The sequence below is a fragment of the Shewanella surugensis genome, from assembly GCF_023284005.1.
Lineage (GTDB): Bacteria > Pseudomonadota > Gammaproteobacteria > Enterobacterales > Shewanellaceae > Shewanella > Shewanella surugensis.
In genome coordinates, this window is record NZ_JAKIKS010000026.1 from 13,623 (window position 1) to 39,013 (window position 25,391).

23 protein-coding genes are annotated in these 25,391 nt (G+C 41.6%); 13 read left to right on the forward strand and 10 right to left on the reverse strand.

What is annotated here, in order from left to right; all coding sequences use genetic code 11:
• Nucleotides 1–213: 213 nt before the first annotated feature.
• Nucleotides 214–1,848: a cation:proton antiporter domain-containing protein gene (locus tag L2764_RS08685; RefSeq protein ID WP_248939829.1), complete on the reverse strand. Its 1,635-nt coding sequence runs from the start codon at nucleotides 1,846–1,848 to the stop codon at nucleotides 214–216.
• Nucleotides 1,849–2,077: 229 nt separating this feature from the next.
• A complete protein-coding gene (locus L2764_RS08690) occupies nucleotides 2,078–3,916 on the reverse strand; it encodes a protein-disulfide reductase DsbD (RefSeq protein ID WP_248939830.1) in 1,839 nt (612 codons plus the stop codon).
• A gap of 356 nt (nucleotides 3,917–4,272) precedes the next feature.
• Between L2764_RS08690 and L2764_RS08695 the strand changes: the two genes are divergently transcribed.
• The gene (locus L2764_RS08695; RefSeq protein ID WP_248939831.1) at nucleotides 4,273–4,824 is read left to right on the forward strand and encodes an FxsA family protein; all 552 of its coding nucleotides are present in this window, start codon (nucleotides 4,273–4,275) and stop codon (nucleotides 4,822–4,824) included.
• Between the two features lie 12 nt (nucleotides 4,825–4,836).
• On the opposite strand, the gene L2764_RS08700 is transcribed toward L2764_RS08695, so the two are convergent.
• Entirely contained in the window at nucleotides 4,837–6,696 is a 1,860-nt protein-coding gene (locus tag L2764_RS08700) for a protein kinase domain-containing protein (RefSeq protein ID WP_248939861.1), read from the reverse strand.
• Between the two features lie 455 nt (nucleotides 6,697–7,151).
• Between L2764_RS08700 and L2764_RS08705 the strand changes: the two genes are divergently transcribed.
• From L2764_RS08705 to L2764_RS08715, 3 genes are read left to right on the forward strand one after another with little or no spacing between them, the layout of a single operon-like run.
• Nucleotides 7,152–9,689 carry a hypothetical protein gene (locus L2764_RS08705; RefSeq protein ID WP_248939832.1) on the forward strand — a complete coding sequence of 846 codons (2,538 nt, stop codon included), beginning with the start codon at nucleotides 7,152–7,154 and terminating at the stop codon, nucleotides 9,687–9,689.
• A gap of 18 nt (nucleotides 9,690–9,707) precedes the next feature.
• Nucleotides 9,708–13,472 carry a DUF637 domain-containing protein gene (locus L2764_RS08710; protein ID WP_248939833.1) on the forward strand — a complete coding sequence of 1,255 codons (3,765 nt, stop codon included), beginning with the start codon at nucleotides 9,708–9,710 and terminating at the stop codon, nucleotides 13,470–13,472.
• A 16-nt stretch (nucleotides 13,473–13,488) separates the two neighbouring features.
• Nucleotides 13,489–13,977: a hypothetical protein gene (locus L2764_RS08715; protein ID WP_248939834.1), complete on the forward strand. Its 489-nt coding sequence runs from the start codon at nucleotides 13,489–13,491 to the stop codon at nucleotides 13,975–13,977.
• Between the two features lie 568 nt (nucleotides 13,978–14,545).
• Here L2764_RS08715 and L2764_RS08720 read toward each other — a convergent pair.
• A complete protein-coding gene (locus L2764_RS08720) occupies nucleotides 14,546–14,818 on the reverse strand; it encodes an endonuclease V (RefSeq protein ID WP_248939835.1) in 273 nt (90 codons plus the stop codon).
• A 302-nt stretch (nucleotides 14,819–15,120) separates the two neighbouring features.
• On the opposite strand from L2764_RS08720, the gene L2764_RS08725 reads away from it, so the two are divergent.
• The 5 genes from L2764_RS08725 (at nucleotide 15,121) to L2764_RS28185 (ending at nucleotide 18,506) form a co-directional block, all read left to right on the forward strand.
• A complete protein-coding gene (locus L2764_RS08725; RefSeq protein WP_248939836.1) occupies nucleotides 15,121–15,714 on the forward strand; it encodes a hypothetical protein in 594 nt (197 codons plus the stop codon).
• Complete coding sequence (locus tag L2764_RS08730; protein ID WP_248939837.1) at nucleotides 15,648–16,349, forward strand: hypothetical protein; 702 nt, start codon at nucleotides 15,648–15,650, stop codon at nucleotides 16,347–16,349. Before L2764_RS08725 ends, L2764_RS08730 begins: the two co-directional genes overlap by 67 nt.
• Nucleotides 16,350–16,372: 23 nt before the next feature.
• Entirely contained in the window at nucleotides 16,373–17,284 is a 912-nt protein-coding gene (locus tag L2764_RS08735; protein ID WP_248939838.1) for an NHL repeat-containing protein, read from the forward strand.
• Nucleotides 17,285–17,368: 84 nt separating this feature from the next.
• Nucleotides 17,369–17,563 carry a hypothetical protein gene (locus L2764_RS08740; protein WP_248939839.1) on the forward strand — a complete coding sequence of 65 codons (195 nt, stop codon included), beginning with the start codon at nucleotides 17,369–17,371 and terminating at the stop codon, nucleotides 17,561–17,563.
• A gap of 649 nt (nucleotides 17,564–18,212) precedes the next feature.
• Nucleotides 18,213–18,506: an avidin/streptavidin family protein gene (locus L2764_RS28185; RefSeq protein ID WP_376708394.1), complete on the forward strand. Its 294-nt coding sequence runs from the start codon at nucleotides 18,213–18,215 to the stop codon at nucleotides 18,504–18,506.
• A 186-nt stretch (nucleotides 18,507–18,692) separates the two neighbouring features.
• Here the strand turns inward: L2764_RS28185 and L2764_RS08745 are convergent, their stop codons facing one another.
• The 3 genes from L2764_RS08745 to dkgB form a co-directional block, all read right to left on the reverse strand.
• Nucleotides 18,693–19,028 carry a hypothetical protein gene (locus L2764_RS08745; RefSeq protein WP_248939840.1) on the reverse strand — a complete coding sequence of 112 codons (336 nt, stop codon included), beginning with the start codon at nucleotides 19,026–19,028 and terminating at the stop codon, nucleotides 18,693–18,695.
• 181 nt (nucleotides 19,029–19,209) lie between these two features.
• The gene (locus tag L2764_RS08750) at nucleotides 19,210–19,440 is read right to left on the reverse strand and encodes a hypothetical protein (RefSeq protein WP_248939841.1); all 231 of its coding nucleotides are present in this window, start codon (nucleotides 19,438–19,440) and stop codon (nucleotides 19,210–19,212) included.
• Nucleotides 19,441–19,586: 146 nt separating this feature from the next.
• Complete coding sequence (gene dkgB, locus L2764_RS08755) at nucleotides 19,587–20,393, reverse strand: 2,5-didehydrogluconate reductase DkgB (protein WP_248939842.1); 807 nt, start codon at nucleotides 20,391–20,393, stop codon at nucleotides 19,587–19,589.
• Between the two features lie 160 nt (nucleotides 20,394–20,553).
• On the opposite strand from dkgB, the gene L2764_RS08760 reads away from it, so the two are divergent.
• Genes L2764_RS08760 through L2764_RS08775 form a run of 4 tightly spaced genes read left to right on the forward strand, consistent with a single transcriptional unit; the run spans nucleotide 20,554 to nucleotide 21,743 of the window.
• A complete protein-coding gene (locus L2764_RS08760) occupies nucleotides 20,554–20,700 on the forward strand; it encodes a hypothetical protein (RefSeq protein WP_248939843.1) in 147 nt (48 codons plus the stop codon).
• 26 nt (nucleotides 20,701–20,726) lie between these two features.
• Nucleotides 20,727–20,879, forward strand: coding sequence for a hypothetical protein (locus L2764_RS08765; protein ID WP_248939844.1), 153 nt, complete (start codon nucleotides 20,727–20,729; stop codon nucleotides 20,877–20,879).
• A 4-nt stretch (nucleotides 20,880–20,883) separates the two neighbouring features.
• A complete protein-coding gene (locus tag L2764_RS08770; RefSeq protein WP_248939845.1) occupies nucleotides 20,884–21,039 on the forward strand; it encodes a hypothetical protein in 156 nt (51 codons plus the stop codon).
• A 38-nt stretch (nucleotides 21,040–21,077) separates the two neighbouring features.
• Nucleotides 21,078–21,743 (forward strand): thiopurine S-methyltransferase, encoded by a 666-nt coding sequence (locus tag L2764_RS08775; protein ID WP_248939846.1) that lies wholly within the window; start codon nucleotides 21,078–21,080, stop codon nucleotides 21,741–21,743.
• Between the two features lie 97 nt (nucleotides 21,744–21,840).
• On the opposite strand, the gene L2764_RS08780 is transcribed toward L2764_RS08775, so the two are convergent.
• The 3 genes from L2764_RS08780 to L2764_RS08790 form a co-directional block, all read right to left on the reverse strand.
• Nucleotides 21,841–22,713, reverse strand: a complete 873-nt coding sequence (locus tag L2764_RS08780) for a DUF417 family protein (RefSeq protein ID WP_248939847.1) — start codon at nucleotides 22,711–22,713, stop codon at nucleotides 21,841–21,843.
• Between the two features lie 181 nt (nucleotides 22,714–22,894).
• Nucleotides 22,895–23,962 (reverse strand): porin, encoded by a 1,068-nt coding sequence (locus tag L2764_RS08785; RefSeq protein ID WP_248939848.1) that lies wholly within the window; start codon nucleotides 23,960–23,962, stop codon nucleotides 22,895–22,897.
• 82 nt (nucleotides 23,963–24,044) lie between these two features.
• Nucleotides 24,045–25,151, reverse strand: coding sequence for a porin (locus L2764_RS08790; protein WP_248939849.1), 1,107 nt, complete (start codon nucleotides 25,149–25,151; stop codon nucleotides 24,045–24,047).
• Nucleotides 25,152–25,391: the final 240 nt, after the last annotated feature.

Sequence of the window (25,391 nt, forward strand, 5' to 3'; positions counted from 1 at the left end):
CTTACGTAGTGCGGGTTTCAAAATACTTTATGCTACGTTAGATGCTTTCGATATACGCCCCCATGGATGGGGAAGGTAGAGCGACGTTTGAACCCAAGCCGAGAATAACTATTAGCTTCAAACATCGGCGACCGCCATGGATGGTGGGAATGTCTGTTAATGCAGGAGCAATTAATGACCTTGCCTACAGTATTTTGAACTCTCGCTGAAAGATCACTTATATACTGGAATTGGTATAATTTCTTCTTTTAAGTCATGGCTTAATGGTTGAGATGAACTCACTTGCTTCAATGCATGTTCGGCAAAACCGACTCCTGCTACTTCATAAAGATTATACACACTGTCAACGCCTGTGCCTTTTAACGATTCGACATCTTCACTGTAGCGTACAATGGCACTAAATTTTCCTTTATAATTCATTTGCTTTAGTTGCTCCACTGCAAATAAGTTACCGGCATGATGAGGCATTGCCAATAAGACTAATTCTAGATTTGGCGCATCATCGAGCTTTTCCCAAAAATCGATATCGCCGGCATCTCCTTGTATGACATTTCGTCCCTGTTTTTTATGGAAACCAATAACGTTGTGTTTATGTTCTACGCCTATGACTTCATTAGGGTACAGTGAGTTAAGCTCATCATAAGCGCCTGAACCGATACGGCCCATACCCAAAATAAGGAAGCGTGGATTACCGACAGGTATCGGCTTATCTTCTGGATGTAAATCGGCACGCTCTAATTTTTGTAGACGGCGAGGGTTTTGTTGATATAAGCGGTTTGCGAGTGTGTTTAATGGGGCGGCAAATAAGAAACTGATGCTAACAGCGACGGCGATGATCACCATCCAATGAGGTGGTAGCCAACCTTTGTAAGTGGCCACGGCAGCAACAATGAGGCCAAATTCACTGTAGTTACTTAAATTCAATGCTGTGAGTAAAGAGGTACGAGCACGTAATTTAAAGCGGGTGAGTAAGTAAATAAATAACCCGATTTTAACGGGCACTAATAAGACCAAAATACTGGCAAGTCCCACATCGCTTAGGCTCGGTAATCCATTGAGGCCCACGGTTAAGAAGAAGGCGATTAAGAAAACTTCTTTAAAGTAAAACATGGACTTGGCTAATTCTGAAGATTTTTTGTGGTTTGCGAGGAGGATCCCCATAATTAATGCGCCAAGATCGGGCTTTAAGCCGACAAGCTCAAATAAAGAGCCGCCCATCACTAGTGCCATCACTAATCCAAAGAGCACGAGTAATTCACCATGACCCACTTTATCAAAGACTTTATAGATAATCGGGCGAGCGAAAGGCAGGAGCAATAATCCTAATGCCCACCAAGAGGGGATTGCCCCTTTCGATATGGTTAAAAAGGCGACGGCAAAGATATCTTGCATGATCAAAATACCGATGGCGACTCGACCATAAAGGGTTTGCATATCACCTTTATCTTCAAGAATTTTGACAGCAAAAATAGTACTGGAAAAACTTAAGGCAAAAGCCAGCAAAGCGATTTGTGTATAAGCTAAATCGGTTAGCTGTTCGAGTCCTATCCAGCCTAATAATTTAAGTAACGGGATAAAAAACAACATGGATCCCATCAAATGTAAGCTGGCTCCAGCCCAGACTTCAGCTTTAAATAGGCTACGTAAATCGAGTTTAAGCCCAATAGCAAACAGTAAGAGGGTGACGCCGAGGCTGGCTAATGACTGCAGTAGCGGTAAGCTTTTTTCATCGACACCAAAAATATACAGTATGAAACCCGCAGCAAGATACCCAATAAGGGGGGGGAGGCCAATACGCTTAACGAGCATACCGCAAACAAGGGTGGTAATAAGAATGGCGGGTTCCATGATTCTCCACTAAAAGTCAGTTAATAAGTTTATTGCATTTCAAGCATTTTATACTTGCACGATAGCTATCATATGAATAAAAAGATTGGGTTTAAATGGGAAAAACACCTGAGTTTAATACTTAGCAACGGGTTTTAGACTAAAGATAGGCTATCGGCTTGAGGTTATTTGACCGTAAGGCCAGTAAAAAGTGAACCTTAGGCTCACTTTTCACTGTTTTAGCGGGGTGTTATTGAGTTGATAGGACTGTATCGAGATGTTTGGCAAAAGGTTGAGGTTTCATGAAGCCTGTTACCGTTAACGATGAAACACGCTCCCCTTGTCGATTAAACATTAATAAAGTGGGTAAACCCAGTACATCGTAGTGTTCGAGTAATGCAATATCAGTGGCATCATTTTTAGTCACATCAGCTTGTAGTAACACCATTTGCCCCATACGTTGCTTAACATCGGGATCTTGAAAAGTGATGTGTTCAAATTCTTTACAGGCTACACACCAGTCGGCATAAAGATCCAGCATCACCGGTTTACCTTGGCTAGCCGCTTTGGCCACTTGAGTTTCTACGTCTGCAAGGGATTTGACTTTAATAAAACCTTTTTCTTGCTGTGAATTTATTTGGGTGTAAGCAGAAAAGCCAAAATGTTGCATCACAGATTGAAAGCCAAATGAGAACAGGGCGAGCAAGCTCAATATTAATAACACTGAGCGTACCGTTTGCTTCCAATTAAACGCCGTCAGTTTATTCTGATGCATCAGATAACCGACTAAGGTAATACCCCATACTGCCCATAAAACATCGGCGACAGTGCCTGCCCATATTCGAGCAATCAGCGTAATCGAGACGGCGATGAGTAAGAAACCAAAAATGGTTTTAATCACATTCATCCATTGACCTGCTTTAGGTAATAATTTACCGCCTGAGGTGCCCATGATGAGTAATGGGATCCCCATACCAATACTGAGTATGTACAGGGCGAGAAAGCCGAGCACTAAATCGCCCGTTTGTGCGATATAAATTAAGGCTCCCGAAAGGGGCGCGGTGGTACAAGGCGAGGCGACTAAGCCAGAAATTGCGCCCATCAAAAAGACACCAATTAGCTTGCCGCCTTTTTGGTTATTGGAGAGGTTGCTCATTTTATTTTGCCATTTAGAAGGCAAGGTTAAGTCATACAGGCCAAACATCGATAGGCTGAGAACGATAAATAAAATCGCCAGTACCACTAATACCGCAGGATGTTGCAATGCCGCTTGATATTTCATGCCCGCAGAGGCAACCACTAATCCCAGTAGTGAATAGGTAATGGCCATGCCTTGTACGTAGGCCATGGATAATGAGAAGGCTTTGGCGGTCGACAGCTTTTTGCCTTGTCCGACAATGATCCCCGATAAAATCGGGTACATCGGAAAGACGCAAGGCGTGAGGGCCAAACCGATCCCGAGTACAAAAAAGCTGAGTAAAGTCCAAAATAAGCTACTGTTTTCGAGCATTTTGCTTAAACTGTCTTGCTGAGATAGAGGTATGGCTTGGCTATCGGTTAGCGTTTTTTCTGCTGTTTGCGGCGCATTGGTGTCGCTCGTTGCAATGGCGGCATGAGTGCCCGTTTGTGGGTGTGGCACTATTGTGCTTAACGGGATTTCTCGAGTGGTGGGCGGATAACAGAGTTTATCTTCAGCGCAGCCCATAAATGTAACATTAAGCACAGCATCATTAGCGGCTTGGGTAAAGCTGACGGGTAAAGTGACAAAGTTATAATATACTTGTTGCTCACCAAAATAATCATCGATGTGGGTCTTGCCTTCAGGGAGAGTGATCTTATCTATGCTGGCATTGCTGGCTGAAAATTTGAGTTTGTCACGATAGAGATAATAGCCATCGGCAATGACAAAACTAATTTTGACTTGATTACCAACCTGTTTGAAATCCATTGCAAAGGCTTGATCAACGGGCAGTAGTTCTGGCTCACTTTTTAAAAAGTTGAGTCCGCTTTGATCAAACAGGCCTTCTGAATAGGCCAAGGGACTGAGTAAAAGTAATGCAGTAAGTAGGATTGAAATAATTTTTTTCATGATTAATATCGTTTCTTTTATCCAGTCAAAATACTTAAGGGAGTGATTACTGATAGTCGCTATGAGTAATATACTGTAGGTATAAATCGATGATGACACGTCATTATACGGATTTTATCGAGTAAAGGTTAGCCTGTGGATAATACCTCTTATGTTGGTGTGATAAGGATCGGATTTTCATCCGTTAATTTTTGAAATTAGTGTTAAGATTAATACATGTCCTTCTCAGTTATCGGCTGACGTTATTTTTGTCATTCTGTCCTTGGCTTTTCTTTCGGGACGAATGAGAGGCCTTAAGTGAGAAGAGACCCGATATTACCTGTTTAACTTTCATCTCTTGAAAATGTGAGGTCAGCGTGTTTTTAATCGTTCTGTTACTTTTTATTGTGTTACCCATTATGGAGTTGGCAGTATTAATCCGTGTCGGAGAAGTACTAGGGACTTGGCCAACGGTTGGCCTCGTTATTTTGACGGCGGTTATTGGGATCTCATTAGTGCGCAGCCAAGGGATCAGTACCTTGATGCAAGTACAAAAAAAATTATCCAGTGGTGAAGCGCCGGGCCAAGAAATTGTTGAAGGCATGATGTTGGGGATTGCGGGCTTATTGCTGGTGATCCCTGGATTTATCACCGATTTTGTCGGTCTCTTACTGCTGACGCGCTTGATCCGTATTCCTGTTGCAGGCTTTCTCTTTAAGCGAATGCAGCTTAAAGTGGTCGCTAATGGGGGAGGAGGCATGGGAGGCCAACATCGAAAAAACCCTTTTGGAGAGCATTCTCAAGGTGATACTTTTGATGGTGATTATGAGAAAAAGTCCGATCCCAGTGATAAACGGCCTGAGACCCATCAAGTGGAAACCAATGATCCTACTGATTTAGATGATGAGTCTAAAAAGCCCAAAGATTGACCGCTTCCTGATTTATTCACTGACAATAAAGTCTTTCGGGTTTTTGGGATAAAAATGATCCGGCTTATGGGATGCAGGGCTAAAGTGACGAGTATTTTTATAGGGTAGCTTCATGAAACCCGAGACGCCTTGTCCTTGAATTTTTTTCACATGACTTAAGATGCGATCAAGGCTCGCTCTAAAGGCCGCTTGCTTACGCGGGTTGAGCAATCTCAAATAACTGTGGATTTTCATGTGTTGGGGTAAGGCTTCAAAAATGATGCAGCCAGTATGATGAATTTGGTTAATGCGGCGGAGCTCTTCCATGATCTCGCTGGGCAATTCAAGATTTTCTTCAGGATCCGGCCCGTCTTCAAAATAAGAATGTAAGCGAGACTTATCTTCTAAAAAGGGCGTGTCACCGATTTCAAAGGGGAGTTGTTGATCGGGGGCGAGCACAAAAGGATCTTGAGTACGTTCTCGCTCGATATGCAAAGTGTCCTTAGCATTAAAAAAGCAAGCCTTAAACACTCCTAAGCGTTTAATGCCACGCGCAAGGGTGACCATATTATTCACCGCTAAAGTAAATGCGACTTTTTCTTGGGCATGAATTTTGGCTTGTTCATCGTTATTGAGTGCGCTTTGATGTGAGTAATACAGGCTAAAGCTGGAATCAATAAAAATGCCACTCTCTCGCCAATGTATGGCCAAGCCGCCGACGATAGGATATTGCGCCAGTCGGCCTACCGCGACAATAAAGCCTTTTTCATTATCACCCATGCCCGCTAAAAAATTACGATAATATTTTTCTAATTCCTGATCGTCCATATTGGTGATCGGATCGTTGACATTATGCTCTTTTAAGAAGGATTTTCTTGAGCTGTAAGTGACGGTGTCGACTTGCTGTTGTTTATGCAAGGTCCATATGGGGATGTCAGACTCAATAGGGGGAGATTTGATTTCGGGTAAATGTAACCAAGCGTTATGGGACATACTTTTTAAAAAATAGTCCCCAGCTTTGAGCCGAATAAGCGGATCTTGGCTGAGCATGCCGGTTAATGTTTTTGCCAGCTCAATGGGCAGTCCAATGCTGGTGGCAGGGATCACTTGGCTACCAAAGCGGCTCGCTTGACCCGAGGCGAGGGCATAAAGGGTTGCCGCCACACCTTGCTCGTCAAATCTGGGGCTGGACATAGCGCCGTTTAGTTGCTCATCACCAATAAAATACACATCCCCCATTCTGGCGTTGGTATGTTGCTGATCGCTCGACATCACATCCATTACATTGCCATTCACCGGATTATCATGCACATCACGTTGGGCGAATACCGCAGAGCCCCAATCGATGAGTGATAGCTGTTCAGTGTTAAGATCGTAAACGAGATTTGAAGGTTTAATATCACCATGGATGAGCGGGCGACCATGATGTAAATACAATAAAATATCAGCAAGTTGCCGAGCAATGTTCATGATCATGGCGACCGGAAGCTTACCTAAGCGGCGACAAAGCTTATCCAAATCTTCTCCGGGGGCTTTTTCCATCACCATAATGCCTTGCTTACCCACCCGCTCAAATTTAATTAAGGCTGGTACATTAGGGTGAATGACTTGCGATAACATAAAGGCTTCTTCTTCGAGCCTATCTTGCACGCTTTGTGGCAAGGTAATGCGAGAAAACTTAAACACATGAGCTTGGTTGACACTATTGAGTCCTGAAAATACAAAGCCGTAAGCCCCTTTGCCCACCAGCTCAATATCTTGATAACCCAACTTGGTTAACTCTTGCTTACACAGCCTGATCCAAGCCTTATGTTTGCGAGCGTTATCAGCGGTCAATAAGTAAATTGATTGCTCTTCAGAAATATAAAAGTGTTGCAGCTGAGGTGTTTGCAAGGCCGACATCCAATAATCATTGATAGCTTACTTATAGAGAGTATACCGCAGTTATGCGTTTATAAATCGAAATGAGTAAAAGCATGAGCGGGAGAAATCAAGAGAAGAAAAAGGAATGCTGATCTGATGGGAATATTGATTCATTCACTTTATTGTAAAATTAATGGCTTAAGTTTGTTTTTATGTTGAGTTAATGTGTCATTTGTAGATAATGGCATCTTGTATAATAACCAATTGTATTGTTTTATCTGGCAATTGGTTACATCCCCACCATTTTAAACATACAGGATGTTGTAATGTCTCCCATATCCAGAATAGTTAGACGAATATCAAATTCGTTATTCTTGGTTTTAATTTTATATTTTCAATCGTTTATCTCTTTAGCTTCAAGTTACTCGATTGCGAGTAACAGCTCCGATACTCAAATAAAACTTCAGTCAAGCACATCTGCTGACATGTTAATTCCTGCCTCTGCAGTCAATGGGGTGTCTATTAATGTATTCAATGAGTTTTCAGTATCCGGAAGAAAACTCATTATTTATAATGGCAGTCGCGAAACGGGGGGATCAGTAAATGGAGATGCCGCTGGGCTGATTGTCATTGAATCAACAGTGCTTTCACTTGCCGATAACATTGAAATTTTAGGCGCACCTGCTGATCTATTATTGGTGAGTCGCGGCGCTAATAAAACACTGAATTGTTATCAATGTAGCTTTGAAAACGTGGGCCGTTTGACGCTCACGGTAGCGGGATACAACAGCGTTTCAACCATTCAAAGCGGTGGCGATATAGGCCGACTAACCACTAGCTATAATGGCGTCGTTGATATTAATCAATTGTTGGCGCCAGGTGTACAGTCTTTAGAAGTGATTGCCGATAGAGTCTTAACCAACGGCATAATTGATTTAAATTTAACCGCCGATAGCCATCCTGAGGGCGGCTTTATTATTCATCCACAAGGCTCTAAAATAGTCGGTTCTGGTGGAATTAATATTTATGCTGGTGATATATCGATTAAGTATGCGGATTTGACGGTCACTAACGTCGAGGTGAGTGAACACAGCTTAACCGTGAATGGCCAATTATCGGCGGCGAGTATTGCTATTATTAGCTCACAACACATTACCTTAGATCCAGCAAGTCAGTTAAATACTTCATCAGACTTACTGGCAACCAGTACTCACAATGACCGTTTTTATGCGCCAATTGAGGGGATTTATATACAAAGCATAAAAGCCAGAAGCAGTACTGTCGATCATGGTGTATCACTTAATGGCCGCCTGATGTCTGACAATATTATCTCAATTAAATCCCTCGATAATATCAACCAAAACGCCAGCATAGTCACTGGCGATTTAAGGCTGATGAGCGTGGATGATATTGTTCAGCAAGGCTACATTCAAGCAAGCGTAGTTGAAATGGCGGCAAGGCGGTTAATCAATACCGCGACCATTGAGACCTCAACCTTGAATGTAGAAACCCAATACAATATTCATAACAGTTTTGGTGGCGATATCACCGCTAAAACGGCGGTATTAAAGTCTCAACAAGGTTATGTGGTTAATGGGTCTCGTAGCCAGTATCAATCATACCCACTGACGACTCAAGCCTTACCTATATCCACTGATTTGACTTCGTTTTTACATGGTATTTATTACGATGTACAAGAATCTGGCACAAAGGCCAGCAAGCTATCAGCGCATATTCGCGCCAACAGTTTATCCATTGATGCTAAGGCCATTGAAAACATCAACCCTTATTCATTAACGCGGCCCTCTTCAACGAGTTGGGATGCGGGGATCATGATTAATAACAGTCAAGCCCAGCAAGTTTCCATTCAAGTCGAAAATCACATGGCGCTAAAAGCCAGCCAATATATTCTCAATGCTTCAGCCATTATGGGGTTAAACCAAGCGGGCCAATTTACGGTCAACACCCCTAAACTGAGCAATGAGCGCTATCGAATCCAGCTTGAAAATTATATTTTTAATCAAACCACACTCAGTGATGATACCAGTGTGGATCATGATAGAGCCAATGTCGGTACTACCACCAAAGTGATTGCCTATTCGCCGCCAGCACGTTTGTATTCATTTGGTAAGTTACTGTTTAGTAATGGTAATGATGGCAATGATGTCAAAGAGCAACTGATTAATGAGATGTCATACTTTGAGGTGTTTGCCGACAGTCATTTTTATAAAACCCAAATTCAAAGTATTGGCTTAGAGATCACCGAAAATTATGATGCTGTGACCCTAAGTAATGTCAAAGATTGCCTGCGTTACCGTACCTGTGACGGTGACAATATCAGTACTGTCGCAGAAGCCGAAACCCTAACCGCCTTCGGTGGCAATGTGTATGGCATCGATAATAGCTTACCGTCACAGTCCGATCTTGAAATTGGCAACATTAACGGCCAGAACGCGGCGGTTAAACGCGTGGTTGATGCCTACTTAGAGCCGTTTTTTTACGATGAAGTCCGAAAAGTACGTGGGGAATACACTAAAGTGAGAGGGCATGCGACATCGGTGCGCATTGAAGGCGATTTACTTAAGTTCACTGTAGTAGAGTGTGAGGAGTTTATTGATGGCGGTGGCGCGAAAGATGAACGTTGTGGATGGTTTCCTCGTGAACAAAGTATTCCTGAGCTATTAGGCGAAGAAGCCAAAGACCGGGAAGTGGGTGATACCGGTTACACCGATACCCAGTTTGTCGCTGCGAGCATTGAATATGTGAAGACTTTACCGCTTCAAGAAGATGTATTAAACGCTCGATTAGAAGCAATAAGAGAACCACATATGTCTGTTACTTTTTCTCGTTTCGTTGGACATACTTTTGATGTATATAGCATAAGTGGCACTACAGTTAATATTCATTTCTTGCAAACCGTTGAGCTATTCATTTCTGTATCGAGAGGTAGGGGAGAGGCTGATTATACCGACCCAGCCTCTGTCTCTATTTCTATCGATGAATTAATGACCTATTTGCCATAAGCCGTGACAAGGAATTCCATGAAACACACTAATCAGATTTCGCAGACCTTGGTGTCACAGACACCCGAGGCGCCCTTGTGGCAAAAAATGACCTCCTATTTGCTCACCTTTGTGATGTTATTTCAAATCACATTGCCAATGACCGCGCAGGCGGCCAATCTAATTTCTGACAGCTTTATTCAAAGTGAGGTCAATGCTAACGGTCAATATGAGCGAGTCAGTAATAGTCAGTATCAATTTGAAAAAGCTTACTATGTCGATGATGTGATCAGCCACGTTACGCAAAATATCGCCACTTTTCAGCAAAAATTACGTACCTTCCGTAAGAGTGCGCTGCCAACGCCATTGATGATCCCCATCATGAACGATGGCATCACTATTATTTTGCCGCTGTATCCATTGGCGAAACAAATTGGCGACGGGTTTGTGCAGTCGCGTTTTATTCGCTCGCAAATTTTTAATGCATTAAACCGAAATTTAATCAGTGATGCGTATACCACTGAAAGTATACAAATCAATGCGCTATACAATAATTCTTATACCTTTAGTGGCACCAGCAGTGCCAAACTGGGCGATAGCCTGACTCAAGCGCAAGTGAACAGCTTTGGGCAAAACTTAATTTGGCCAGAGCTGCGCAGCATTAACGGTGAGCAAGTGTTAGTGCCTGTGGTGCACTTTACCGATGCAAGCCTTGATGCCTTAATCCTTGAAGGGCATAGGGTCGAGTTTTTAGGTGATGAGGCGCAGTTTAATAGCATTACCGTCAATGCCGGTACCATTTTCACTAACCGTAATACCTTCATTAACACGGCCGGTGATTTTAACGTTAATCAGAATGCCAAAGTGGTCTCCAGTGGCGACTTAAACTTATTGGTGGGCGGCACATTACAAATATTGTCGGGGCAATTAACCGCGCAAGATAGTGTGAATATTATTGCCAATCAATATCAACAAAAAACGCTAGTCCACCGCTTTGCCACCCGTTTTGAGCAAGGTACTCGCTTAGGCACCATTGCCAGCGTCAATGCCATCAATGGCAATGTGTCGATCCGTTCTTATAGTGATATCGTGGTGCAAGGCGGCACCATAGATGGCAATAATATTGTCCTCAATGCCGACGGCAATATCATGCTGCTTAGCCAGCAAACCAGCTATGTGCGCAATGAAAATGTGGGTGGCTATGATGAAAGCACCTCTATTGTCAGCCATACCGCGTCCAGACTCAGTGCCAGCGACAGTATTTACCTGATGGCCTCAGGCGTGATTCAAATTAATGCCTCCACCTTAACCGCCGATAGCGGCGTACTGCAACTACTTGCCCAGCAAGGTATTTACATCACCAATGAGTTTGATGAATTTAACAAAAATCGTCAAGGCACTGTGGGCATTGTCACGATCACCGAACAAGAGTTTCAAACCATCGCCATTCAATCGGCATTAGAGGCAGGTAAAGGCGTACTCATAGCATCCGACTTTGGTGATATCACCCTGCGGGCTACTGAAATTACCTCGGGCGACGGTACGCAAATTAATGCCTATAACGGCGCGGTGAATTTACTGTTAGCCAAAGAGCAAGATCACTACTTTGTAAATCGCGTCACCGAAGGCTTTTGGCGCATTAAGACCGAAACCCAAACTGATACGGTGGATACGGCGGTATACAACCGCATTATTGGCGGCGTCAAAGTGCAAGCCACTCACGGTGTCACCTTGGAGTTAGGGCAAAGTGAGGATGTCACCCTCGATGAGATGATGGCGCAGTTCTCAGCGACCGACGATCTCAGCTGGATGGCGGATCTGTATCAAGATCCAGAGTTGACTCAAAATGTGGAGCTGATTTACCAAGAGCTGGTCAACATTCATGAGTATGACAAAACCAGCAGCTTAAGCCCTGCTGCGATGGCGATTATTGCCATCGCGATGGCGGTGGTGATGGGACCTGCAGGTTTTGCAGCCATTGGCGCGGGTGGTGGTATTGCCGTTGGTGGCGCGACGATGACCGCTGCACTGCAAGCAGGCGCATTGGCACTGGCAACACAAACTGCCATGAGCTTTGCCAATGGCAATAACCTGATTGAAACTGCCAAAGCCATGCACTCCTCGGAGACAGTGAAAACGGTCGCGATGGCAATGGCAACGGCGGGTGCGCTAAGTGCCTTACCTGATTTAGGGCCATTTACCGCGGCGAAAGATGCCAGTGAAGCGGCGCAAAATGCAGTAGCAGTGGGTAATCAAGTGGTACAAATGACGGTTAGATCTGCCGTCAGTGCGGGGATCTCGACCATTGCCGAAGGCGGTGATTTTGGTGAGTTTAATGATGTGTTTGTTCAAACACTGCAAACAGCAGCCATTAATGCCATTGGCGAAGAACTCGCGGGAGAAATTGGTGATGCCAGTAAGAGTGGTGATATCAATCAGGCCGTGCGTTATATTGCTCATGCGTCTTTAGGTTGTGTGATTGGAGTGGCGAGCGCCTCAGCAACAGGTAGCGACAGTGACTTTAATTGTGCGTCAGGCGCCGGTGGCGCCGTTGTCGGTGAAATCATTGCCGATAGTTTTAAAGAGTACAATAATCTTGATGAGTTTGAAGAAGCCATAGGAAAAGAAGAAGAGGCAATAAAAAAAGCCTTGGGTGTGGACAATATTGATCCAAACAATCTCACCAATGATCAACTTGAAATTTTGTTTGCTAATCAAACCTCATTAGAGAGTTTGGATACCGCGCAACGATATTTACAGGATATGAAAGCCCAAGGTACCGATTTAGCTAAATTAGGTGCAGGTTTAGCCGCTTTTATCGCCGGAGGTGAGGTTAATATTGCCGCTAACGCAGGTGAAAATGCGGCAGAAAATAATGGACTGTTTTTCCTTTATGCATTTCAAGCGGCAGTCATATTATGGAAAGCCTATGATTATTATCAAACCGTTGACTCAGTTTATGATTTTGGTAGCAAACTTAATGCTATTAATAATAGTGATACCTTAACGGAAGCGCAAAAAGAGACCAAACGCAATGAGTTAATCATTGATGCGGCCGGAGAGCTTGCCGTTGGTTTAGTGATTGGTAAAACGGCTGCTGATAGTCTGAAAGGGTTGGCAGATGCGGCGAAGAAGACAGAGGTTGGCAGTAATCTTGAAACCCAATTAAATGCCTTAATCGATGCTTTTAGTAATAAGCAAGATTTTGCCATTGCAGGTTTTGGTCGCTTAGTTGACCCAAGTGACGCTAAGCATTTTACTCAATCGGGTTATTCCGTTGATGCTAAAATCCATGGCACCGATTTACCTAAATCAAAAATACCAGAGGGTGAGTATACCCCTGAGCAGCTAACAATACTCAACGCGCTCAATAGCTCGCATACTCTGACTCGCCATGGGCCTCATGTGACTGATGAGCATTTAAAACTACGGGCCACAACAGGGCGCTTACCCGATACGGGTAAGCGAGTAGATGTGCCTGCGATCTCTTCTAAGTTTAATGATAAGGAGAGCTTACTTGAAGCAACAGAGCTAGTAGCTCCCGGTACACCAGCTTTTATGGAAGCCTTTATTGTCAGAGATAGAACAAAAGAGTCGTTTAGTTTTAGTATTTCTACGGGTAAAAGTATGGGTTACGGCTATCAAAACGAAACAGGCGGCTTCGTATCAGCAAAGTCGATGAAAGGTGTAACTTTAGGTGAGCCAAGGTTAGTTGATTCGTTAACTTATGTAAAAGTTAGTTATAAGTATAATAAGGCTTCAGATTCTTGGCACATGAATACCATGTATCCGAGTAATAAATAATTAAAGTGTAAATATTATGAATGAGTTAACTTATTTTAAGATTGCAGTGAATTGTTTTTTTTATGATCCTGATGATCCTGATGAAAATTGGGAAGAGGGGTATGCATCACCTATGGATCGACCAGATGTTAAAAACCTGTATAGTCGCTTTGATATTGTGGCAGGCGAGTATTTGTACATTGATAAGAACGAACTTAAGCTGCAAATTATTCAGGCTTATACGTGTGATGACGCTTTCTGGATAAGTTTAAATCAAGATGTGCAGGGAAAAGAATATGAGGATGGGCATGGTTTTGCTTGTATAGGATTAGAAATTTGGGATCAAGTCTATCCCGAAGTAACCCCTTATTTGAATTATGATATTGAAAAATATCATCCAGAAATGTTAAAGCTATTGGTTAAGCGTTTAATTTGGGATCTGGTGTTTACGGGGGAAACTTTGCCCAACTACACCGAGCCGACCGATGGCTGGTTGCCTTATATTGAGCATTTAAAACCTAAGTAGAGATGGGGGTTTTCTTCAATATTAAGTAATCCATAACCAGCATCATTTTTATATTCATTGAAAGTGATGCTGGTTTTTTATTTAGTGGACAAATATTTGAGGCCGCATGTCACCGATGCGCATTGCTAATATCTAGGAAAAGCATAGAACCAAAACGGGGCACCCATTCATCTCTAAACAGGGGCTGATGGGGGCCGTGACGGTATTCCCACCATTTCCTCTAAGTTTACCGATAAAGAAAGTTTATATTACCTCAAGAATACTTCCCTCAGTTAATCAACTGAGGGAAGTATTCTACGCTTTAAAACTCACTCATTTCGCTTATATCACTCATTTCTCCAAGATTGTTAGCAGGTAGTATGTTGAAAACGGTTCAGATCTTGATTTGATAGACGCTGAACGTTTAGGTCGGGTGGATATATTAGTATGTTACTGATTGATAGTGGCTGGCTTTGATACCTCACGTTGGAAGATTTAAGCTTGTTACAGATCCACCAATATCGATTTAAGCTTTCGGGGCAAGGTGTGAATGATGAGTTGATGCAAGTGCTACTCACTGAAAACGGGATTAATACCGTGCAGCGTATGACACTATGTAAGGAAATAGGGCTTTGGCTTGGGTGGTGACGGTAACCGCTAACGTTTGTGCATCGAGCAGCACCACAGCGGCAAAGAACACATCGCTGTCATTACAATAGGCTACATCCACACCGGCAATGATATTGATTGGATTGGCTGTGTTCTGCTTATCTGTGGTTATGATTTGATGAGCGAGTTGGCTTTGCAAAGCAATAGCTTGCGCTTCTGACTCGGGTAGCGAAAAAGGAATAACAGGCTGCATAATATGAAATGTGATGTCAGTTTTTTGAGTATGAGATCATCATAACAAAAAATGATGTAAACAGATTGAATTTATAGTTTTGCGTCCGATGGATGATTAATAGGTTAACTGAAACAGCCATTGTTAAATCTCATTTTTTAAATTCACTGATTTCACACCTCTCATTCATTTTTCAAGCTTTAGCAGCCAAGGGCTTTCATTCAAAGATAAAAATATCTCAGATATAAGTAGCGAGATAGCATTATGTGAATTAAGTTTATATTGAATGGCGGTTATGTTAAGTAAGGGTAAACAGGGGGGCAATGATACAAGGTTATAAGCTACTTATTTTCATTGTATTCTCTGGCTTGTTATTTGGTTGTGATAGCAATGAAAGTGGACAGGCTCGTAATTTATGCGTCTCGGGGGCTTTTTGTGGCACGATTGAGCTTGGGCAAGAAAAAAGTTTTGAACCATGGGTTGTAAAGTTATGGAAAGCGGGTTCAGCAACGCCATTGGTCATCGATTCCAATTATGCGACTAATGGGCAGTTTATTTTAACCCCTGAACAGGGTAGTTATTCGAGTTCAGACACCTTATACATTACCGCTAACAACCAAGCCGCCAGTCTACTTAATAAAGTCATTTTAGCCACCACCTTAGGGCAATCGCCAACGGCGAGCAACACCTTAGTGATCAATGAAATCACGACAGTCGCCACCGCTTATACCTTTGCGCAATTTTGGTACGATGAAGGCCCAGATCAAGAACCCAGTATTGGCACGTCGACGGAGCATGGTACAGGTGATATGGCATATGATCTAAAGGTTGGGATCCCCAACGCGCGGCAATGTGGCGCAACATTGCCACCCTTGAAGGCGAAACCAGCTTTGTACTGCATCACGGGCCGAATGTAGGGCAACGTACGTATCTTAATCATCATATAGAGTTAATTGATTTTGTATTAGGTGTGGTCAATAGCTTATCGAACATGGTGCAAGCGGCGTCATTAAATGATCGCGACAATTATGCAGCATTGACTGCTTGGTCAAATCGGGCCAATGAGCCAACGAGTAGTAGCATGCCATGTGGTGATGGCATAGCAACGCATAATATTTTGTTGGCACTTGCTAATATGGCAAAATACCCACAACACTGCACCGATGAATTCTATGCCCTATCATTAATGGCGTCAATGCCTTACGAGCCTCAATATCGATATGGAGAATCGGAGGTTACTAGCTTAAGTGGTTTGGGGTGGATGATATCGATCATGTTTGATGGTATTACAACCCCCGATGGTTTTCATTACGTTCCGCGTGAATATCGTATGAATGGACCGGCAAATTTTGTTATCAACTATGAAGGGAGCATTTGGGTTTCGAATAATTATCTATTTGAGCCGGAATTAAATGAATCATGTCCGAGCCATATGGCCATACGTTTAAACCCAGATGGCACCTATGTTGATGATTATGTGCAAGACAATGGCTTGTATGGTGTTGGCTATGGTATAGCAATGGCGCTTGAAACTGGCAATGTATGGTTTTAAAACTTTGGTTTTAGGGCTGATGAGTGCCCACCGCCATTAGGGCAGACAAGAGTGTGTCTGTTTTTGGTCCTGAAGGTGATCCTGTAGCCTTGTATAAGAACCTTGATCTTGATTTTGAAGCGCCGCAAGGAATGGATTATGGTAGTGGCAAAATGTATTTAACTGGATGTGGATCCAATACACTGGCAACAGCGAGTGAAACGGGTGAATTTGAGGTATGGGAGATCCCTGAAAAAGAGGGGCGGCCAAGATTACAAGAGCCGTTTGATACAGCGTTTTATTTGGAAAACACAAATATTGCTCAATTATGGGTCAGTGGTAATAGCTCAAAAGAAGTAGGTGACGATAAGGTGGGGGCTATCTATGTGGTTAATTTTGCCCCTATCAATGATCAACCACCTTATGAGGACATCGAATCGTTTTATGGGGATGAAATTTCTTGGCCGTTAGGGATCGATACCGACAGTCAAGGCGTGGCTTGGGTTGCAAATAGTCGTTTGGTCGATATTCCCTGTGGCCCAGAAAAATATCATGTGGATTCGAATGTTGGTTGGGTGAGTTCGATTAATTATAAAACAAAACACATTGAAAGGTATCAAAGAGGGGGCTTGGGAGCCCCTTGGGGACTCTGGATTGATAGTCAAGATAATGTCTGGATTTCGAATTTTAGTTCACAAAAGATATCTAGGTTATGTGCCAATATCGATGGTTGTCGAGGTGGGATCCAATACGGTGAGTTTTTTGTTGATGAGGGCTATCGTTTTTTAGGCTATGAGCGCTTAACCGCGACGCGTGCCGATCCATCGGACAATCTATGGGCAGCCAATAACTGGATATTTGACTTCATAAACACACCGTCTAGTCCTGGTGGAAGCTCTGTTGTGGCCATTATCGGCATGGCAAACCCAGAAAAAGGTCAAGGCCCAGAGAATTAACGCTTAAGCCTGTTTTGGATAAGTTTAAACGAAGATGAACCTGGTATAGAACGTGATCCTGGTTTGGGGCTTCATAGTGTTGGGATGTCCTTATGGAGTGAACTTTATCCTGAAATAGAACCCTATTTGAGAACTTACGATCATTATCATCATGAAATGCTAAAACTATTGGTCAAACGCTTGATTTTGGATGTGATATTTACTGGGGAAACCTTACCCACAGATACAGAGCCGACCGATGGCTGGTTGCCTCATATTGAACATTTAAAACCTAAGTAGAAATAGATAGTTTCTTGAATATTAAGCAAGTCATCACCAGCAATCACTGTCATTTTTATTGAAAGTGCTTGCTGGTTTTTTATTGATGAGTGAGCATTATCGTGCTAATGAAATATGTGTCGTACTGCTATTTTGAACAAGGGGTTGTTGAGATTTTGAGATGAATAATAGCGGGTTATATTTTATTTTAGCGAAAATATATTGATGCCTTAATATTGGCATTTATGGGTGATGCAATGCCTCATGGCTAGGCTTATTTCAGGTTGTTAAATTGTTTTGTGCTATTGCTATTGTCGCTATTATTAGGCAGGTTTAAAGCCTGTCATATTGAGTGATGGTTTATTAATTTAGCATCATTAGATCTTCTTCTCAGCTGATTAAGATGGATATGTTATTTAAATAAAAACACTTAATCACCTTGCTTAACGGTTTTACTCTTCCTCTCCACAGTGTTATTCGGCAAAGTGGTGCATTGTTAGGGAAAGCAATCATTAAAGGTTAAAAAAGAAAAGGAGAGCATGATGAAAAGAACATTAAAGGTAATAGTTGTTAGATCCTTGGCCCTGTCATCATTTGTGTATGCCGCTAAGCCAACGTGTGAAAAATTAAAAGGGGAATGGGTGAATGAAGTCGGTTCCACTCTCAAAATATCAAGCATAAATTAAAGGGAACCTTTACGTCTCCTTCTGGAACATCTGGTGAGTCTAATCCATTAATTGGTTGGGTTAATTTTTTAGCGCCTGTTAAGGGGCAGGATAATGTGACAGTAGTAGCCTTCACTACGCGTTGGGGCAAATATGGCAGTGTATCGTCGTGGTCTGGAGAGTGTCGAAGTGTAAATGGTAAGCCTGTTATAAAAACAATTTGGCATTTAGTGCGTTCTAACGCGAACTACGAATGGGATCATATGTTAACGAACAGTGCCACTTTTGTACCAAAATAAACGTGGGTAAAATATTTATGCCTTCATTATTGTTGTGTTTGTTGAATATCCACAAGTAGATTGGCTTAATGTCTATGAGTCTTGATTGAGTGAAAATGAGTTAATTTATGGGGGCAACCGACTCATTATGATAAGTGTCATGATGAGTCGATTGTCATTATTGGTCATCTTATTGATCAAGAGTCGTTACATATTCCCATACCAGATACTCTCGACAGTGTCTGGATACTCTGAACAACTGCCTATACCATAAGCGGTCATGGGCTTACTTGTTGTCCTTGCTGCCAGTGCCATCGCATAAATGGCTTTGCCGCCTTCGGTATTGGCATCAAATGAATAAGCCTTGTGATAAAATTCACTAGTACAACTGGCCATGTTTTCAATGGATTTATCGAAAGTTATAATCCCTTCACCATTTTGATCTATTCGAACATTTGTCACCACGCCTGAGACCTTGCTAGTTGCTGCATAAGCACTATTCATGCTGGCGAATAGGGTGACTAATATTAATGATTTTTTCATTTTAAATTCCTAATCTTGATATTGATTCCATTGAATTAAAATTATTTTATCATGAATGAATGAATGAATGAGGGGAGTATGGGGTTGATCATTTACTCTCATAAGGCGAGAAAAAGATAAGTACCTAAGCCGACTAATAAGAGGTGCTTTTGGGAAACCAGGTAAGTTGTGCTCTTGAGCCTTACAATCTTATTTTTAGTGACTTCATCGCCCGTAGACCAAGGTTGTGAATATACTCGGGCGGCTCGAGGATGTTACCCTGCGAGAAATGTTCAATCAGTGCCGCAATGGCAATTTCTGTCTCTAACCGTCCAAGCGCGGCGCCTAACAGTAAAAAGACTCGCTTGCCTTTTTCAAGCAAGGTATCGCCAATGAGGGTGTCTCTTGTGACTATCCGTCCGAGTCGATGCAACGGGCTAAGTAGGAGCCCAAAGCGGAGAAATTAGTGTATGGACTAGTGCATAATTCACAGCGGCAGTAGGTGTATGATCTTGAATTACAACAATTATTACAAGGCAGTAAACGTTATTTCGTTAATAATGATCACTAATCGTTGGGCTACTCATCCCACTTGGGAGCAAAATCGGGATTAGCGATCCGTTCATTTTTATCGAGCGCATCGATAAGTTTACATTCATGAGTGGTTAAATTGATCTGAGTGTAATGTAAGTTGCTTTCAAGGTTAGCTTGTTTAGAGGAGGAGGGGATGGAGATCAAGTTTTTTGTATCCATCCAAGCTAAAATAATTTGGGCCGGGGTTGCTTTGTGAAGTTTGGCGATGTGTTTAATGGTGTCATCAGCTAAGGCTTTGCCAACGGCAAAAGGCATATAAGCGGTGACGAGAATATGGCGTGATTGGCAAAAGTCGATGAGCTTTTTATTTTGTAAATAAGGATGAATTTCAATTTGATTGGTGAGAATATGATCTCTTGGTAGCAGATCCATGGCGGTTTTCATTTGATTGATGGTGAAATTGGAGACACCGATATATTGGGTTAATCCCATGGCTCTGGCATTGGCCAGTTGCGCTAAATATTCAAACATGGGGATGTCGTCATTGGGTGAGGGCCAATGGATCAGTAATAAATCCACATAGTCGGTGTCTAAATTATCAAGGCTGATTTTAACACTGTCGATAAAATGGGTCACTGATAAGTTATTTATCCAAACTTTGGTGGTTAAAAAAATATCATCTCGGGGAATACCACTTTTAGAGATGGCTTGCCCGACAGGGATTTCATTTTGGTAGACTGCGGCGGTATCAATATGGCGGTAGCCGACTTTGAGTGCCATGGAAACTGAATCAAATGCAACTTGATCCGTTAAACGATAGGTACCCATGCCAATGGCGGGAATATGTGTCATGTTATCGCCTCAATGTTATTTTTATTTAACTCTTGTTTATTATTTTAGCTGTATTTTCAGGCTTTATTGTATTTCTCTTGTTTGCGGCGACCTTTAATCCTCAAACTTGTTTCTACTCGCTATAGTCAGTCTTGCAGCGATGTTGAGGAGTAATATAAGTATGCTGGAATGGATATTACTGATAAAAGTGGTCACCACCTTGATTGTGGTCATAGGGCTGTCCTTTATTGCGGAAAATAGCAGTACGCGGATAGCGGGCATTTTGTCTGGATATCCAGCGGGAATGGCGATTGTTATTTTTTATTAGGCTTTGATAATGATATTGAATTTGCCGTGAAAAGTATGGATTATACTTTGTCAGGAAGTGTCTCTTCTTTGGTATTGGTATGGGTCTATTATCGCGTGTCTGTTTATTGTCAAATCAAAGCGGTATTACTGCCTTTCTATGGTGCCATTTTTAGTTGTTATTCATTTGACCTATGGTAAAACGGTGGCGTTTACTGCGCTTAAGAATTTTGCTATTGGAATAGGTGCGTCGGTCAGTTATGCGGTATCTGTTGCGTTTTTATATCCTATTTGGGATCTATATTTAGGGACTTTATTTTCATTAGTGCGATTCACTTGGGTATATAATACTCAGTATTAAAAGATATTTTATAAAGAATGAAATAGGTAACACATTGTATGAAAGCAAGTTTTTGGAATGAACGTTGGGAGAAACAACAAATTGGATTCCATAGTGAGGATGTTAACCCTTTATTAGTCAAATATTGGCCTCACATAAAAGTGAAACCTAACGCGAGAGTATTAGTACCTCTTTGTGGTAAGTCATTAGATATGTGTTACTTTAACGAAATGGGGCACAGTGTCTTGGGGTGCGAATTAAGTGAGTTGGCCGTGACTCAATTTTTTTCTGAGTATGGTAAACCTGATGCCGCTCCCAAACGTACTCAAATAGGGCTGCATCAACACGTTGAATTAGAAGGCGTGAAAATCATTCAAGGTGATATGTTAGCGCTGACGCCACAAGATTGTGGTCATATTGACGCATTTTATGATAGAGCGGCATTGATTGCTTGGCCAGAAACGCTAAGGCTGGCTTATGTTGAAAAATTGATGATGTTATTGCCTGCTGGAAGCCAAGGTTTACTGATCACCTTAGATTACCCACAGGAGGTGATGTCAGGCCCACCGTTTTCCGTACAAAATGACTGGATCATGGCAAATATGGCTTCTGGGTTTGTGATTGAGCGGTTAAGTTGTGAAGATGTATTGCAAGACAACCCCAAGTTTATACGCAAGCAAGTCCCTTGGCTAACGGAATCTGTGTATCGATTGGTGAGGCAATAAGGAGTCTGTAATATGACTATCCATGCTTAAACAGAGAAAAGAGGAACAGCACTTAGTATCATGTTTAGCATGGAGTAAATAGTCACTTTTCTGTTTTTTATTTATTTTTACAGAGTTTGGGTATCAATAAAATAAAAAGTAAGTTAATGACAAACCAGAGATCTTTTATGAGGAACTGTCCGCCAGTTGTCAGGACTGAAGTTGAAGATAGGGCACCGTCCCAGCTGAAGAGAAAAGTTTGCGTGGTTAAAAAAACCAGTAAAGCTGGCAGCATCAATATCAATCGATATTGTCGATAACCTATCCCGATGGCTAACAGTAAGGTGACTATAATATCGTAAATTCCGATTAAGTTTGATGTGGTTTGCAGGCTCCAGAATGAATACATCCATGACATCAAAGGTGAGCTTTCGATTAAATCTTGAATACCGTTCGCTTCAATTTCTGTAAATTTCATCCCACCAATCCATAATAAGACAGTGGCAATCGGTACGAAATTAATCCAGATTAAAGTTTGATTAGACAATATGTTGGGGCGATACAGTGTTATACCAATTGCCAATAATGCCATATACTTAATGACCCCTTGCCCAGAACCAATGGCCGGAAAACCACCAAGGCTGGCTATCCAAGGTGCGCTGCTAAAAAGTGACAATAACGGAAGAGTCGCCATGCAAATGAGTAAAATGGCTAAAAATCGTTTTATTAAGCATTGAAGATTTAAATGAGGTGCTAGAGATAAATAAGCTAAAGACAAACAGCTTGCTAACAAGAAACAAAATCCCGCCAAGGTATAGAAGAGTGTTTCAGGAAAGAGTGGCTCAATAGAGAGAAAGCGTGTCACAAGTTCAAAGTGTTTATGAGGCCCAATGATTAAGATACTGAGTCCAAGTAATAGGCAGGATAGTGACAGTAAGAGATAGGTGAGAAGGTTGATATAATCAGGCTTTATGTTCACTGGATTTAACATGAAAAGACTCAAATAGGCGATATGAATTTAATAGACCTTGAAAGTCGGAAATTTTATTCAATAAAGATCCATGATGTTGATTATTACAGTAGAGTTTAAGGGTGAAACGGAACAGATAAAAGCTAGTCTTTCAAATGTTACATTGAATTAGAGCAAGCTTTTATCTGTTTCTAAAATGTCGTTAGAAGTTATATCTTACCCCAGTGGTGAAGACATTATCTTTCTCAAGATCAATGAGTGCGCCAGTATTTTGATAATGACCTTGATATTGAGCGATGTGTCCATACAGTAAGGTCGTTTGAGAAATAGGGTAGTCAGCACCAATGGTTAATTGAGTGACTTTGACATCGGAAAAAGTACTTCTGATAGTACTATTGCCACCTGTTGCATTGGTAAAATACTTACCTAAACCTGAGGTATCTATTCCGTATTCTGTTTTTAAATTAATCCCGTTAATTTCATAAACCAAATTTAAAAAGTACGAGTAGCCTTTCATATTTTGCTCGTTACTTTTCTGGCTTTTAGTGTATTGATACAAACTACCTAGTTTCACTTGGCCTAGCTTTATTTGCGAAACACCGCGATATGCATCAACATTTGCAATACCTTTATTAAAAGCGGCTGCGAGGTAATAATTATGCTCTCTAAATTTTTTGTCACCTAAGGTCATATTAAGGGCGTATTGCTCGTTAGGATTGCGATCTTGCTCATTATCGGCATCGGCATCGGCTTGATTGTCTGTGACTAAATAAGTGGCATTGATATTGACAGCCCCAAGCAGTGTTGGCGAATAATACCAAATAGCATCAGCACTTCGAGTTTGAGCAGCAACGAGCCGATCGATATCGGCATTGGTATTACCAAAAATATCAACACTGCCTTCAGATTGCTTAAATACCGTGTCGTTACGACCCAGAAGAAGCGTACCAAGCTGTTGACTCTCAAGGCCTAGATAGGTATTTCTCGCTTTAAAAGGGTCTTTTCCACCACTGGTAGTTGTATTTTCGACTTGAAATTCTATTTGGTAGATGATGTTGAGTGTGTCAGTGACTCCCTCTTTTCCTCTTAGCCCTAAATTGGAGAAATTATTTTCTAACACGGTGCCAGATTTACCATTTTGCGTCGTATTACCTGTAGTTGAATTTGTTATGGCTAAATCGAGGCGACCATAAAAATTCAAGTCCTCATCGGCCATACTATTGAATGTCAGTAAAGTTGAGAAAATAGTGAAACAAAGTGCTTTATTCATATTGAGGATACTCAAAAAAAACAGTAAAAATGGGTTGTTTTGTTATTGAAGCGGACACTATTTTGTCGCCAACATTAAAACGTTAAAAAACATGTTCGACTCCAACAGTGAAAATATTGTCCGTTTTTAGCGTGATAGGGGTCCCCGCATTAAGATAGTGCCCCTTATATTGGACAAAGTGACCATACACTTGGGTGGAGGCAAGTAGCATGTGATCGGCACCAATCGTGAGCTGTTTCATTTTGATGTGTGAAAACTGGCTTCTATAATGAGGGGGTGTTGTATCCGTGTCTTTTTTCTTTTTCTTTTTGGTGGCGTTTGAAAAGTAGTAACCTAACCCAGAGGTGTCTGTGGCATATTCTGCTTTAAAATTAATGCGGTTATAGCAAAACATCAGATTATAAAAATGACTATTACCCTGCATGTTTTGCTCATTTTCTTCGAGACTTTTAGTGTGTTGAAATAGTGTACCGAGTGTGAATGCCCTCCATTGAACTTGGGCGACACCACGATAAGCATCTACATTGGATATGCCTTTGTTATAGGAGGCTGAAAAGTAATAATGTTGTTTTCTAAAGTTTTTATCGCCAAGACTTGAAGTCAATGCGTATTGAGTTTGTGTATTGTGTGCCTTGTCTTGGTTTTTTTGTGAAGACTGGTTATCTGTCATTAGATAGGTTGAGCTAATTTCAATGAGATCTGCAAATCGAGGTGAAAAATACCAAATTGAGTCAGCAGTGCGACTTTGCCCTGCGACTAAATTATTAATATCCGCGTTGCTACCATTAAAAACATCGACATTGCCTTCAGAGTTTTTAAACACGGTATTGTTTCGACCAACCAATATGGTACCGAGTGTATCTTCAATCCCCAAATAGGTGTTATGTGCTTTTAAGGGGCTTTTCTCATTTTCAACACTTGGGTTGGATAAGTGCACACTGAGTTTATAAATGATTCGGCTTTGCTCTGTGATGTCATATCCACCTTTGAGGCCTATGGTGGCATAACTTTCAATTGTTGAACCTTGCTTATGACTCTTAGTGGCATAAGGGGTTGTGGCATTGGCAAGTGAAAAGTCCATACTGCCATAAAGTTCAGGATCTTGTGCAACAGCGTGTGAGCAAAAAAGGGTGACTAAAAAGTAAAGTAAGGTTTTTAGGTGTGCTAACTTTCTAATAATAATTGTCATTGGTTAATCTTTAACGTCTAAATTTCATCCTGCATTTTTTAACAAGCGTCCTGTCTTGTATTTATTAGGGCGAGAATATTAGCGTTTTATTAAGCGATGAGTATGAGATAAAACATATTTTGGGTTTTTTAGGCTTAGAATTAACCTTTAGTATTTTTATGGTAACAAATATTTATGTTTGTATTTATTTGTAATGAGAGGTATTAATTTTAAATTAGCATTAACTGCTTTTGTGCTACT

Coding starts and splice junctions, on each gene's coding strand:
- L2764_RS08685 (WP_248939829.1), bottom strand. CDS start 1,848: ATGGAACCCGCCATTCTTATTACCACCCTTGTTTGCGGTATGCTCGTT.
- L2764_RS08690 (WP_248939830.1), bottom strand. CDS start 3,916: ATGAAAAAAATTATTTCAATCCTACTTACTGCATTACTTTTACTCAGT.
- L2764_RS08705 (WP_248939832.1), top strand. CDS start 7,152: ATGTTAATTCCTGCCTCTGCAGTCAATGGGGTGTCTATTAATGTATTC.
- L2764_RS08710 (WP_248939833.1), top strand. CDS start 9,708: ATGAAACACACTAATCAGATTTCGCAGACCTTGGTGTCACAGACACCC.
- L2764_RS08715 (WP_248939834.1), top strand. CDS start 13,489: ATGAATGAGTTAACTTATTTTAAGATTGCAGTGAATTGTTTTTTTTAT.
- L2764_RS08720 (WP_248939835.1), bottom strand. CDS start 14,818: ATGCAGCCTGTTATTCCTTTTTCGCTACCCGAGTCAGAAGCGCAAGCT.
- L2764_RS08725 (WP_248939836.1), top strand. CDS start 15,121: ATGATACAAGGTTATAAGCTACTTATTTTCATTGTATTCTCTGGCTTG.
- L2764_RS08730 (WP_248939837.1), top strand. CDS start 15,648: ATGTGGCGCAACATTGCCACCCTTGAAGGCGAAACCAGCTTTGTACTG.
- L2764_RS08740 (WP_248939839.1), top strand. CDS start 17,369: ATGTCCTTATGGAGTGAACTTTATCCTGAAATAGAACCCTATTTGAGA.
- L2764_RS08745 (WP_248939840.1), bottom strand. CDS start 19,028: ATGAAAAAATCATTAATATTAGTCACCCTATTCGCCAGCATGAATAGT.
- dkgB (WP_248939842.1), bottom strand. CDS start 20,393: ATGACACATATTCCCGCCATTGGCATGGGTACCTATCGTTTAACGGAT.
- L2764_RS08760 (WP_248939843.1), top strand. CDS start 20,554: ATGCTGGAATGGATATTACTGATAAAAGTGGTCACCACCTTGATTGTG.
- L2764_RS08775 (WP_248939846.1), top strand. CDS start 21,078: ATGAAAGCAAGTTTTTGGAATGAACGTTGGGAGAAACAACAAATTGGA.
- L2764_RS08780 (WP_248939847.1), bottom strand. CDS start 22,713: ATGTTAAATCCAGTGAACATAAAGCCTGATTATATCAACCTTCTCACC.
- L2764_RS08785 (WP_248939848.1), bottom strand. CDS start 23,962: ATGAATAAAGCACTTTGTTTCACTATTTTCTCAACTTTACTGACATTC.
- L2764_RS08790 (WP_248939849.1), bottom strand. CDS start 25,151: ATGACAATTATTATTAGAAAGTTAGCACACCTAAAAACCTTACTTTAC.